This window comes from Sulfurospirillum sp. HTRB-L1, from assembly GCF_059415125.1.
On record NZ_JCAHZR010000002.1, the window covers coordinates 342,622 to 356,009 of the forward strand.

The 13,388-nt window shown below is 46.3% G+C and carries 11 protein-coding genes; 6 read left to right on the forward strand and 5 right to left on the reverse strand.

The features are described 5' to 3' along the window. Positions 1–115: 115 nt before the first annotated feature. Genes AC5SLM_RS04440 through potA form a run of 4 tightly spaced genes read right to left on the reverse strand, consistent with a single transcriptional unit; the run spans position 116 to position 3,839 of the window. Positions 116–1,132, reverse strand: a complete 1,017-nt coding sequence (locus AC5SLM_RS04440; RefSeq protein WP_495249728.1) for an extracellular solute-binding protein — start codon at positions 1,130–1,132, stop codon at positions 116–118. After that, on the reverse strand, positions 1,129–1,893 hold the full coding sequence (gene potC / locus AC5SLM_RS04445) for a spermidine/putrescine ABC transporter permease PotC (protein WP_495249729.1): 765 nt from the start codon (positions 1,891–1,893) through the stop codon (positions 1,129–1,131). The genes AC5SLM_RS04440 and potC overlap by 4 nt, the downstream gene beginning before the upstream one ends. Then, positions 1,880–2,743: an ABC transporter permease subunit gene (locus AC5SLM_RS04450; RefSeq protein WP_495249730.1), complete on the reverse strand. Its 864-nt coding sequence runs from the start codon at positions 2,741–2,743 to the stop codon at positions 1,880–1,882. Before AC5SLM_RS04450 ends, potC begins: the two co-directional genes overlap by 14 nt. After that, a complete protein-coding gene (gene potA / locus AC5SLM_RS04455; protein ID WP_495249731.1) occupies positions 2,733–3,839 on the reverse strand; it encodes a spermidine/putrescine ABC transporter ATP-binding protein PotA in 1,107 nt (368 codons plus the stop codon). The genes AC5SLM_RS04450 and potA overlap by 11 nt, the downstream gene beginning before the upstream one ends. Positions 3,840–4,166: 327 nt before the next feature. On the opposite strand from potA, the gene AC5SLM_RS04460 reads away from it, so the two are divergent. The 5 genes from AC5SLM_RS04460 to AC5SLM_RS04480 all read left to right on the forward strand — a co-directional run bounded on the left by AC5SLM_RS04460 (position 4,167) and on the right by AC5SLM_RS04480 (position 10,374). After that, on the forward strand, positions 4,167–4,523 hold the full coding sequence (locus tag AC5SLM_RS04460) for an ArsR/SmtB family transcription factor (RefSeq protein ID WP_495249732.1): 357 nt from the start codon (positions 4,167–4,169) through the stop codon (positions 4,521–4,523). A 2-nt stretch (positions 4,524–4,525) separates the two neighbouring features. Continuing rightward, positions 4,526–6,610: a heavy metal translocating P-type ATPase gene (locus AC5SLM_RS04465; RefSeq protein ID WP_495249733.1), complete on the forward strand. Its 2,085-nt coding sequence runs from the start codon at positions 4,526–4,528 to the stop codon at positions 6,608–6,610. 327 nt (positions 6,611–6,937) lie between these two features. Beyond that, on the forward strand, positions 6,938–7,168 hold the full coding sequence (locus tag AC5SLM_RS04470) for a transcriptional antiterminator Rof (protein WP_495249734.1): 231 nt from the start codon (positions 6,938–6,940) through the stop codon (positions 7,166–7,168). A gap of 187 nt (positions 7,169–7,355) precedes the next feature. After that, positions 7,356–7,955: a class I SAM-dependent methyltransferase gene (locus AC5SLM_RS04475; protein WP_495249735.1), complete on the forward strand. Its 600-nt coding sequence runs from the start codon at positions 7,356–7,358 to the stop codon at positions 7,953–7,955. A 388-nt stretch (positions 7,956–8,343) separates the two neighbouring features. Continuing rightward, positions 8,344–10,374: an EAL domain-containing protein gene (locus AC5SLM_RS04480; RefSeq protein WP_495249736.1), complete on the forward strand. Its 2,031-nt coding sequence runs from the start codon at positions 8,344–8,346 to the stop codon at positions 10,372–10,374. A 30-nt stretch (positions 10,375–10,404) separates the two neighbouring features. Here AC5SLM_RS04480 and AC5SLM_RS04485 read toward each other — a convergent pair whose 3' ends face one another. Next, positions 10,405–11,724 (reverse strand): ATP-binding protein, encoded by a 1,320-nt coding sequence (locus tag AC5SLM_RS04485; protein WP_495249737.1) that lies wholly within the window; start codon positions 11,722–11,724, stop codon positions 10,405–10,407. Between the two features lie 179 nt (positions 11,725–11,903). Between AC5SLM_RS04485 and AC5SLM_RS04490 the strand changes: the two genes are divergently transcribed. Then, on the forward strand, positions 11,904–13,325 hold the full coding sequence (locus AC5SLM_RS04490) for a protein adenylyltransferase SelO (RefSeq protein WP_495249738.1): 1,422 nt from the start codon (positions 11,904–11,906) through the stop codon (positions 13,323–13,325). Positions 13,326–13,388: the final 63 nt, after the last annotated feature.

The window sequence follows — 13,388 nt, forward strand, 5'->3', positions numbered from 1 at the left end:
AGACAAGAAAACAGGCTCAAAGACAAAATGGCAAAAGAAGAGTAAATGGGGACATTTTCCCTAAAGCAAGCTTACATGTAAAGCACAAAGGCTTTACATGTAAGGAATTTAAGGCTTAGCGTCCTGACTTTAACTGTTCCCAGTAGCTCTCGTAGGTTCCAAGGGCGTCGCCTAAGTCTACTTGAAATTCGCTGTTTTTCAAGTCTTCTTTGGTGGGGTAGATGATGCGGTTGGTGCGCACTTCTTCTTCGAGCAGTTCAATGGCCGCGAGGTTGGGTGAGGCGTAGCCTACCTCTTCGCTGATTTCTCTAGCAATCTCAGGGCGCAGTAAAAAGTTGATGAACGCGTGAGCATTTTCCACGTTTTTCGCATTAGCGGGGATGACGAGCGAATCCATCCAGAGCAAAATGCCCTCTTTAGGGTAAACGTAGTGGATGTCAGGGGATTCTAGATTTGCCATGTAGTTTTCCCCGTTAAAGTTCATGCCTGCCACCACTTCTTCGCCCAAGTAGAGCTCCTTGGGGGATTCGGAGTTGTACACTTTCACGTTGGGCATGAGCAAGCGCAATTTTTCGTAGGCTTTTTTAACTTCATCAAGGTTTTGGCTGTTGGCACTGTAGCCTAGGGTTTTGAGTGCCATCCCAAAGACTTCGCGCAAATCATCCGTCAACAAGAGGCTTCTTTTGTATTTTTCATCCCACAAATCTTCCCACTTGGTGATGGCACCCTCACCCAAGGTGCGCGCGTTGAAGCTGATGCCCGTACTCCCCCACAAATAGGGCACGGAGTATTTATTTTCAGGGTCAAAAGGCTGGTGCAACAATCCCTCGTCGAGGTTTTTATAGTTGCTAAGTTTTCGCACGTCGATGACAGAAAGCATCCCTTCTTTGGACATTTTGTTCACAAAATAGGTCGAAGGCACGAGGATGTCGTAGCTGCTAGAACGGTCGGTTTTGACCTTGGCGTACATGGCTTCGTTGCTATCATAAGTGGAATAATACACCCGAATCCCCGTCTCTTTTTCAAAGGCCTTGATGACGCTTTGGGGCATGTATTCGCTCCAATTGTACACGTAAAGCACCTTGCCAAAGGCAAACACCGCTAACCCAAGCAGGGCCAAAAGTAGTCTCATTTTCTCTCCTTCAATAAAAGTTGTGATACAAACACAAGCACCATCGTCACGCCAAACATAATAGTACACAACGCGTTAATCTCAGGTTTCACCCCAAGACGCACCATAGAATAAATCTTGATGGGCAAGATTTCAAACTCGACCCCGCTGACAAAAAAACTGATAATCACATCATCCAACGAAAGAGTAAAACTGAGCAAAAACCCCGCAATGACCGCGGGCAAGATGGAAGGTAAAATGATGTGCGAAAACGTGTAAAACCCACTCGCCCCCAAATCCTTCGCCGCTTCGATGATGCTGCGGTCAAACCCCGCCAAACGGCTCAGTACCGTCACCACCACAAAGGGCAAACAAAAAGTAATGTGCGCGATGAGAAGCGACACAAACCCCAGTTTCACTCCCACCAACACAAATAAAATGAGCAGCGCAATCCCCATGACGATTTCTGGTGAAAGGATGAGCACATACACCATGGACTTTAAAAACTGTTTGCCTGCAAAATGGTAGCGAAAAATTGCCACCGCCCCGATGGTGCCTAAAAGCGTCGCCACCGTAGCGCTAAAAAAAGCAATAGAGACAGAATTGAGCGCGGCATCCAAGAGTGAACTGTTTTTGAAAAGCCGCTCGTACCACTGAAGGCTAAACCCACTCCACCCCATGGCGTAGCGCGACGCGTTGAATGAGTAGACGATGAGCACAAAAATGGGCAGGTACAAAAAGAGGTAAATCATCCCAAGGTAAAGCCGTTCAAAAAATTTCATCGCGCCCTCCTCGTGCCCTTTGGACGCGGGTATAGAGGTAAATCATCCCGACCATCACAAGGGTTAACAGCACACTCGCCACACTCCCAAACGGCCAATCCCGAAAGGTCAAAAACTGGTTACGGATGAAACTGCCGATGATGAGGTCTTTGGCTCCACCAAGTAAATCGGGCACAAAAAACATCCCAAGCGAGGGCAAAAACACCAAGATAATCCCCGCCACAATCCCCGGACTCACTAGCGGAAGCACGACCCGAAGCGCGATAGAAAAACTGTTGGCCCCTAAGTCTCGCGCCGCTTCGATGAGCCGCCAATCCAACTTCTCAAAAGAGGCATACAAAGGCAAAATCATAAAGGGCAAAAGGGTGTACACCATCCCAATGAGCACCGCCGTTTGGGTGTACAAAATCTCCAATGGCGCATCAATAAGCCCGCTCCAAAGCAAAAATTCATTGAGCATGCCTTTGGTGCGTAAAATCGCCACGAGAGCATAGGTACGCACCAAAGAGCTGGTCCAAAAAGGGATGATAGTGAGTAACAGCGCCCATGCTTTGAGCTTTTGAGGCAAACGCGAAAGGACATAGGCAAAAGGCAAGGCAAGGATGAGCGTTAGCACACTGGTATTAAAAGAGAGGATAAAGGAGTTTAAAAACACTTCCAAATAGAGCGGGTCGAGGATGCGCCCGTAGTTTTCCAAGGTCAGAGGAAAGGCTAAAAAATCCTCCTCGCCCCGCGTGAAAAAACTCGCACTCACCACCAACACAAAGGGCGCAAGGGCAAAAAACGACAACCACGCAAACATCAGCCCGATGGAAGCCTTCCCAAAACTCCCGATGAAATTAGCTTTCAAGCAACACTTCCCACCCCTCTAGCCAGTAGAGGTAAAGGGTTTCGCCCTCTTTGTAAGTGAGCGCGTCGGAGTCTTCGTTGTAAAATTCGCTTACATGTAAGGTTTTTCCGCCCGCCACTTCGATGATGAGGTCGATGGTTACGCCTTTGTAAATCATCTGGTGCAAGGCGCCTTGGATGTAATGGGCCAAAGGCACATCCTCCAAACGCCGCTCCACGCGAAAATCCTCAGGGCGCACCACAACCGTAAGCGCGGGAGCATACTCGCGGGTTTGGGGCTTTTTAAGGGTCAGGGTTTTGCCCAACACTTCTAGCTCCAAATGGGTCGCAGTCTGGGAAAGGGTCGTGGCACTTAGCTTATTAATCTGCCCGATAAAATCCGCCACAAAGAGATTTTTGGGGTTTTCATACACCTCTTTTGGGGTGCCCACTTGCTCGATTTTGCCATGATTCATCACCACGATGCGGTCGGACATACTCAGTGCCTCTTCTTGGTCGTGGGTCACAAACACAAAGGTGATGCCAAGCTGGCGTTGCAGCTCTTTAAGCTCCACTTGCATGGCTTTGCGCAGTTTAAAATCCAGCGCACTAAGGCTCTCATCTAAAAGCAACAAGGTAGGCTTGTTCACCACCGCCCTAGCGATAGCCACGCGCTGTTGCTGGCCGCCGCTGAGTTCTTTGGGGTATTTTTTAGCAAAGGCTTCTAGCTTCACCACCCGCAACATTTCCTCTACTTTGGCGGTGATGTCGGCTTTGGAGAGGCCTTTCATTTTGAGGCCAAAAGCGACATTGTCAAACACGTTCATGTGAGGAAAGAGGGCGTAGCTTTGAAAGACGGTGTTGGTGCTACGCTTGTGGGGTGGAATGTGGGCGATGGAGTGGCCCTCCAAGGTAATCTTCCCCGTGTCAATCTCCTCAAACCCACCCAAAATCCGAAGCAAGGTCGTCTTCCCACAGCCGCTTGGCCCCAAGAGGGTCAAAAACTCACCATTGTAAATCTCTAAGTTGATGTCAAACAGCACCTGCGTGTCACGGTAGGATTTGTTCAAAGCGGAAATGGAAACAATACTGGGCACACGCACCTCACTTTTTAGCATCGCTTGAGTCGCTTGTGCGGTGCCGATGCTTAGGGGATTAAAGGGGGCATTATAACAAAAATTCGTTACGCTTTGGGCGTGTTTTTTTAGGCTTACATGTAAAGGTCTAGGGAGGGTTGGGCGTACCCGCGCGAGACAATTTGTCCCAATGGGTCAAAGCTTTAGCTTTGGGGTACCCATTGTGGACAACTCTTGTCGAGATAGGGTACGCCCAACCCTCCTTTACATGTAAAGCATTTCAAGGTAATTTTTAAGAACCTTTTTATCTTTTTTGCTCTAACATATGAACGTTAATTCATATGTTCATCTATAAACCAAGGAAGACCTATGCCTGAGCTTACATGTAAATGCACCATCATCCACGAAGATGTCATCCAAACGGTCAAAGCCAAACTCCCTAAAGATGAGGATTTATACGACTTAGCCGAGCTGTTTAAAGTCTTTGGCGACACCACCCGCATCAAAATCATCGGCGCGTTACTGGAAAATGAAATGTGTGTGTGCGACATCGCCGAACTTTTTGGCATGACCCATTCGGCCATCTCCCACCAACTGCGCGTCTTGCGCCACGCGCGTCTCGTTAAACCGCGCAAAGAGGGCAAAGTGGTCTATTATTCACTCGATGATGCGCATATTAAACTGCTTTTTGATACAGGCTTTGCCCACGTCACAGAAAAGGCCTAGCCATGTCTCACACGCAAAAATACCGCATCGAAGGCCTCAGCTGCGCCCATTGCGCCGCCAAAATCGAAACAAAAATAAACACCCTGGGTGGCGTAGAGCTTGCGCGCATTGATTTTGCACAAAGCATCTTTACCCTCCAAACCCCCACCCCGCCCACGCCCGCGTTTTTAGGAGAAGTCGAACACCTCATCCACGCCCAAGAGCCCCACGTTTCTCTCGCGCCCCTTGATGCGCCCCCTTCCAAACCCCAAGAAACGCCATGGAAAGAACACATGCTCCACCCACGTTTTTTTCTCTACGTGTTGGGTGTTTTCCTCTTTAGTGGCGCATTTTTCACGCCTACGCCTTTTGATTTTTGGCTCTTTTTGGCTGCTTATGTGCTCATTGGTGGGGAGATTGTCGCCAAAGCAGTGCGCAACCTCACCAAAGGCCAAGTGTTTGATGAAAACTTTCTCATGAGCATCGCCACGCTAGGTGCCTTTGCCATCGGCGAATACCCCGAAGGAGTGGCGGTGATGCTCTTTTACCGCATCGGAGAGTTTTTTCAAGACCTCGCCGTGGGACGTTCGCGCCGTTCTATCAGCGCACTCATGGACATCCGCCCCGACACGGCCACCTTGCTCACCCCCACAGGCGAACAACGCGTACCGCCCCAAGAGGTGCTTGTAGGCTCCAAGATTTTAGTGCGCGTGGGCGAAAAAATCCCCCTTGATGGCGTTGTATTAGAGGGGACTTCTGCCCTAGACACGGCCGCGCTCACGGGCGAATCCTTACCCCGCGAAGTGAGCAAAGGCGACACGGTGCTCTCAGGCAGCATCAACCAAACTGGCGTGCTTACCCTCCAAACCACCACGCTTTTTGCCGACTCCACCGTTGCTAAAATCCTCGACCTTGTGCAAAACGCGGGGGCGAAAAAAGCCAAAACTGAGCAGTTTATCACCTCTTTTGCCAAGGTGTACACGCCCGCCGTGGTAGGTGCTGCGGCACTTTTAGCCACCTTGCCGCCCTTGCTCTTAGAAGGCGCTACCTTTAGCGACTGGTTTGGGCGCGCCTTGGTGTTTTTGGTGGTTTCGTGCCCGTGCGCCCTTGTGGTTTCCATCCCTCTAAGCTTTTTTGGAGGCATCGGCGGGGCATCTAAGCGGGGCATCTTGGTCAAAGGGGGCAACTTCCTCGAAGCGTTAAAGAAAGTCGACACCATTGTCTTTGACAAAACAGGCACCCTCACCGAAGGTGTTTTTCGCCTCCAAAGCCTCCACCCCGCCAACGGCTTTGACGAAGCTTCCTTGCTTGCCCTTGCCGCCCAAGCCGAACGCCATTCGACCCACCCCATCGCCCGCTCCATCGTGCACGCCTTTGGCGCGGAGTTGGGCCAAGAAAACGGTGAGGTCGAAGAGTTGGCTGGCTTTGGAGTGAAGGCGCGGTTTGAGGGCAAAGAGGTGCTAGTGGGCAACTACGCCTTGTTGGAAAAAGAGGGCATCGCCGTCTCACCCCAAGAGAGCGAACAAAGCGTGGTGTATGTGGCACTCAATGGCATGTACGCGGGTGCGCTGTGCATCGCCGATACGCTCAAACGTGAGAGCGCCCAAGCCATTCAAGCCTTGAAAGAGTTGGGCATCACGCGCCTTGTGATGCTCACGGGTGACCGTGAAGAAGTAGCACGTGCCCAAGCACAAAAGCTAGGCATCACCGAAGTGTACGCAGGGCTCTTACCCCACCAAAAGGTGGAAAAACTCGAATCTCTCCTCGGCCAAGGCAAAGTCGCTTTTGTGGGGGATGGCATCAACGATGCGCCAGTATTAGCGCGCGCAGATGTAGGCATCGCCATGGGCGGCGTAGGCTCGGATGCTGCCATCGAAGCTTCTGATGTGGTCATCATGGATGATAACCTCGGCAAAATCCCCCTCGCCATCACTTTGGCGCGCAAAACCCACCGCATCGTCTGGCAAAACATCGTCTTTGCCCTTGGGGTCAAAGGAGTCATCTTGGTGCTTGGCGCCTTTGGCATCGCTGGTATGTGGGAAGCGGTCTTTGGAGACGTGGGCGTGGCGCTCATCGCTATCTTGAACGCATCGAGGGTATTGCGGTAAGTGAGTTTACATGTAAAGGTTTAATTGACAAAAAAGGGTTTATATGTAAATTTCTATTTACATATAAACCACTAGGATGGTCTTATGCATTTACAAACACTCTCTGAAAAACGAGTGAAACTGCTTCATAAAATAAAAACAGTCTCAACAGCCAAACAAGGGGAGCTTTTTAGTTGACAACACACGCCTTTGAGGTTGGCGGAAAGAACAAAGACTTTTCCCAGATAAGAGATGTGCAAAAAAGCTACCTTGCCCTTGATGACATAGAAGTAGGACATGGCGAAAAAGTAACCTCGCCGCTTTTTAAACTTTCAAAAGGAAACAACAATGTATACGCCCATCTCATGTGAATTTTACGACCAACTTATGGTTGCTATTCAAAGAAAGATACCCTCTACAATTGTCTACACAGAGGGCGAGCAGGAGAAGACTATCAAAGGCATCGTCACTACGCTAAGTATTATAGACGACAAAGAATTTTTGATTTTAAATGGCAAACAAGAGATACCTCTTCATTTGATTTTCTCTTTTAATGGCAAAAGATACAAAGAAATTTGATGCAGGGGAAATGGGAGCAGTTTCCGTTCCGTTTTACCCATTTTATATACGCTTACATGTAAGGGGTTTTGTGGAAAAGTAGGTTGTCTCCGACTGCCTTTTCGTTTAGACATATCGGACTATTTTTGTATATAATATTCGTTAAATAAACAGCTATAGAGCCAAACGGATTTAGGAGTAAATTTTTATGAATCAACAGATGTGGGATGAAGAATACAGCACGGAGAATTACGTTTACGGAAGAGAACCGAATGATTTTTTGAAGGAAAAGCACTCATCCATTCCAAAAGGAAAGGTACTTTTGCTAGCAGAAGGCGAAGGACGTAATGCTGTTTTTCTTGCATCAAAAGGCTACAAAGTCACGGCGGTAGATATTTCTTCTGTTGGCTTAGAAAAAGCAAGGAAACTCGCAAATGAAAATGGCGTCTCGATAGATACGGTATGTGCGGATTTAGAAACATTTGACCTGGGAGAAAAAACCTGGGATGGAGTTATTTCCATCTTTTGCCACCTTCCATCTAGTCTCAGACGAAATTTATATAAACGGATTGAAAGGGCACTAAAACCATCAGGCGTCTTCTTTCTAGAGGGCTATACTCCTGAACAATTAAAATATAAAACTGGTGGTCCCTCAGTAGCTGACGTGATGGTATCAAAAGATACCCTCATCAAAGAATTACCAAATATTAATTTTGACCATTTAGAAGAGTTAGAACGAGAAGTCCTAGAAGGCATTAACCATCATGGACTAGCTTCCGTGGTACAGGCAATAGGTACAATGAAGTAACGACCCTGCGACAAAAAATTCCAGCGAACGCCTACGGTACAGCTCAATTTTGCGCTGCACGTCCCTGCGCAAAAAGTAATGCCCAACGCCCATAAACACTTATAGAAAAAATGCGAACAGGCTACTTTTTGTGCAGCCATTGGTAGCGCAGATATATCAAAATACGTAGAGTACTCAAAAGACAATGGACCAAATCTTGAATAAAAAAGGGTTAATTTTGACAAAAACCATGGATGTCGTGTAAATTTTTGCGCTACATGTAAAGAATTTAATGAAAAAGTAGTCTATCTCTATCCTCCCCAACACTCCCAATTGAAATAAAATAGTAAATATTGCTATACTGTCGCGCTTGCACACAAAAATGTCTACTAGCCTTTTCAGGATAATAATGGATTCTATAAAAATAAGCTTTTTAAGAACAGTTAACGCGTTAAGAGCGGCATTTATCTCCTTGGTACCTTACTATATTTTATACTCTATCATTATCTTGTCTGTCGAAGTACTCAAACATTTCAGCTTCTTTAGCACCACACTTACACCAGAACAAATAGACAACATTGTAAGGCTGACAACCACCACCTTACTTCCGCTTCTGCTTAACATGAGCATTTCATACCACCTGGCAAGCATTTGCTATGTGACCATCAATAAATTTTTAGCAACCGTTTTATCGCTGATTGTCTATTTTAGTGTCGAAGTGATTGTGCATCAAGGGGACACTGCTCGTTTTTTTATGCCCCAATCTTTTATTTTGGCGATTCTCATACCACTATTATGCACCTATTTACTAGCAAAAACCATGCAAATGCTAGAGCAGTATCAGCACAAAATGAATACTTTACTCTCAAGCAACATTGCCACAATGGTCGTGTACATCGCCCCATTTTCACTCATCTATTTTGCGGCAACGTTTATATTTTCCGCTCTGGGCATACACCTACAAGTTGGCAGTAGCATTGTTCTGTTTCAAGAGACCCAAGAAGGGTTGCTGTTGTTGGCGCGAACGGTTGCTTCCACTGTTTTGTGGTTTTTTGGCATCCATGGCATCAACTTGTTTGACTCCATTGTCAACATAAAGATGTTAGACCATTTCATGCATCCAAACCTCACCTACAAGGATTTTTTCAATTACTTTGTCCTTCTTGGGGGCTTGGGCTCAGGACTTTCGCTGGCCATCGCTATTGTATTAGCATCAAAAGACAAACACACCACCTATGTAGGCAAGCTAGCGTTCCCTTTTGTGATGTTTAATATCAATGAAATTCTCATTTTTGGCATCCCTATCTTTATGAATTTTTCACTGATACTTCCCTTTATCTTAACCCCTATCGTCAATTTTTGCCTTGCGTATCTCTTCTTGTCCTACACCCACGTCGTCACCTTTAGCGACGTCTTTATCCCGTGGACGACCCCTGCTTTGGTCAATATGTATCTAGCAACGGGTGGAAATCTCATGGCAGTTACATTTCAGCTTTTTTTGATAGCCCTTGGGACACTCATCTACATCCCATTTATCAAAAAATACACCCATGCCCAAAGCTCAACCGTGTCGCTAGAGAACATGGCCAGAAAGTTTGATATTGCCACCTCTATCGAAGCAAAAAAAGATATCAAATTTCACGAAGCACAATCTTCGCTAATCAAATCCCATTACAAAATCAATAAAATCATTGAGAGCATTCATCAAAACAATTTAGTGCTTTACTATCAACCCAAAATTGATGTCCAAAACAACAGTTGCAACGCTTTTGAAGCACTCTTACGCGTTAAAAATAGCGACGGAAGTGTGCGTGGGCCTGACTTTATCATCGATATTGAAAATTCAGGATTGGCCTCTATTTTAGATGTTTGGGTGTGTCAAGAAGTTAAAAAAGATTTGGACTTATGGGCAGAACAAGGGTTTTATCCCTTTATTTCTATCAATCTTTTCCCCCACACGCTGGAGGATAAAAATTATGTCACTGAGATAATCAACATAGCCAAAGGCTACAACATTGACTTTGAAATCATCGAAAGACGCTCCTCGGTCAACAAAAAAATCCTCGAAAACATCAACAGCCTCAGGGAAAATAATTTCAGAATCGCTTTGGATGATTTTGGTATTGGCTATACCAACTTTTCCATGCTCTACGAAATACCCCTTGACCATGTCAAAATAGATAAAAAAATTATAGAATTTACCCGCACTGAAAAAGGGTTGATTTTATACAACAGCATTTGCCAACTCTGCGCCAATCTCCATTTGCAAATCGTCCTAGAAGGGGTAGAAACCCAAGAAGAACACGACAGGGTGATGCATAAAGATGTCCGCTTCATCCAAGGCTGGTACTACTCCAAAGCAATCCCTTTTGACGCAGTTGCACCTTTTTCTAAAAACTTTTACAGCAAGCACCACCAAGATCAAAACAGCGTCATTTAACTGCTAAGTTCTAAAGCGCAATCACCCATCCTACTGGCTCAAATAATCCTCTTTGGTCACCACCAAATAGCGGGGGTTTTTATCGCCCACTAATTCCTTGGCTTTTTCAACAAGTCTCTGTTTTACCCTCTCTTTGTTGAGAGTGTTTTGCCATTTGCATTCTACAAAGAGAATATTTTTTTCATCATACGCTACGATGTCTATCTCCTCTTTATTGTTCCACCAGCGACCTATTTTTGCGGGGACAAAGTTGCAGTATTTTTGTGTGTCCATCCTAATATCCTCAAGCACTGCATCCTCAAAAGCAAAAGAGACAAATGTGTCGTTGAAATTTAACGCCATCGCATCAAGCACAGGTTTGGTTTGTTCTATTTCGAGGGAGTTGTAGTTTTTGTACACATAAAAAAACCAAAAATGCAAAAATTTGTCTTTGATTTTGTAGAGTCCAAATTTTGATTTGGAAGGGTTTTTTTCTGTGATGGGTATCTCTTTTTCTATGATATCCAGCTCTATGAGTTTGAGCATGTACTTGCTAAGATAAGAAGAGTTTACCTCCAAAGAAGAAGCGATTGCGCCAATTTTTCTGTTTCCATTGGCAATGGATTTGAGGATACTAAAATAACTAGCACTGTCGCTTATCTCTTCCTTGAGTAAAAAATTGCCCTCACTGTAAAGATAGCTGTTTTTGTTGAGAATCTTTTTTTCTATGTTTGCTTCAAAAGAGAGTGTTTCATCGTACTCGTTTAGGTACTTTGGTATCGTTCCAAAGGAGCTAAAAACAAGCATCTGTGTGAGCTTATCTAGGGAGGGTAAAAACTCCTTGATGTGCCCAAATCTAAGAGGTTGGATGTGAAATTGGGATGTTCTCCTGCCATACAATGGGGCGGTATAATTTAGGACTTCTGTTTGCATCATCGAAAGCACAGAACCGCAAAGGATGAGGTGGATGTTTGCATGTTGTAGTTTCATGTCCCAAAGGCGTTGTAGCTTGGAAGAAAAAGCCTTATCTTTAAGGGCAAGGTATTGGTATTCGTCGATGACAAGTACGAGCTTTTGGTCGAGTTGTAATGTGCTTAAAAATTCTATCCCCTCTTCAAAGCTCTGGAAACTGAGGTACGCTTGCATGCTTACGGGCGCAAACTTTTTGATTTCATCACTAAAAGACGGTAACTGAGAGTCTAAATCACTCAGTGTTATATAGAGATAAATATGCGGTTTGTCTTGAATAAACTGAGAAATCAATGCGGTTTTGCCCACTCTTCTGCGCCCATAAACAACACTAAAAGAAGTATTTTTTTTGGCGTATTCTTCTTCTAAGGCATTGAGTTCATTTATTCTGTTTACAAACATACTGTTTTCCTACATAATAATTTAAAATAATTATAACTCGTTGAGTGCTTTGGTGTCAAGTGGGAGCAGTGCAGCCTTCCTTTGGATTTCTTTAGCCCAAAAACAAGCCCATTGCCTTAACGCGTTTTTTTATCTTCCTCTTCTACAATGGCCTTACATGTAACACCAAGGATAACACCATGCAGATTGCTTTTTCCAATACCTACGCCACTTTGCCTGAACGTTTTTTTACCCCACAACATCCCCAAAAAGTGGCGGTACCAAAGCTGTTTTGTTTCAACGACGACCTCGCACGCACCCTAGCAATTCCCCACGCAAACACAGAAAAGCTTGCGGAGTATTTTAGTGGCAACGCCCTTTTTGAGGGCTCTTTTCCTCTCGCCATGGCCTACGCAGGTCACCAGTTTGGGCACTTTACCATGCTTGGAGACGGGCGGGCTGTGCTCTTGGGCGAAGTGCTAGACCCCGCAGGAAAACGCCACGACATCCAACTTAAAGCCTCAGGCGTCACGCCTTACTCCCGCGGAGGTGATGGCAAGGGAACCCTGAGCGCCATGCTTAGAGAGTACCTCATCAGCGAAGCCATGCACTGGCTTGGCATCCCAACCACCCGCTCTCTCGCAGTCGTCGAAACAGGCGAAACGGTTGTGCGAGAAAGGCCCCACAAAGGCGCCGTACTCACCAGAGTCGCCAGTAGCCACCTCCGCGTAGGCACTTTTGAGTACGCAAGGCAATACGGCACTCCAGGCGACCTCGAAGCGCTCTTGGACTACACCATCACCCGCCTCTACCCACATCTCGAAGCCCATCCCAACAAAGCCCTAGCCTTTTTGCAAGCGGTCATGGAAGCCCAAGTAGCCCTCATCGTGGAGTGGATGCGCGTGGGGTTCATCCACGGGGTCATGAACACGGACAACATGAGCATCAGCGGCGAAACCATCGACTACGGGCCGTGCGCTTTTATGAACATCTATCACCCCAAAACGGTCTTTAGTTCCATCGACCGAGCAGGACGGTACCGTTTTGAAAACCAGCCCATCATCGGGGGTTGGAACCTGTCTGTTTTGGCGGGTGCCCTCTTGCCACTCATCGACAGCGACGAGGAAAAAGCGGTGGAAAAAGCCACCGAGTTGCTAGAGGAATACCTCCCTTCATACGAGCGCGCCTACGATGCTATGCTGTGCAAAAAACTAGGCCTAGAAACAGCGACCAAAGAAGGCAAAACCCTTGCCAACACACTACTTCGCATCATGGAACAACAAAGACTTGACTACACCAACACCTTTGCCTCCCTTGGTTTTGCAGACAACGCGAGTTTTCTCTCCTTGGATGACACCTTAAAAGCATGGCACGCACAATGGGAGCACGCCGTAGGCGACACCGCCAGTGCCAAAGCACGCATGAGCTCTTGCAATCCTTTGGTCATTCCTAGAAATCACTTGGTTGAAGAAGCCTTAGCAGAAGCTGAAATGGGCAATGTAGCACCTTTCTTCGCCCTCCTTGACGCACTCAAAACACCCTACAAGGGATATGAAAACGCGCAACTACAACACGTTCCTACTGGGATTGATGTGGGGTATAAAACCTTTTGCGGGACGTGAGGAAGCTTTACATGTAAAGAAGAAATTTTAGTTGAAAGCCAAGTCTTTATATGGTACTATTTT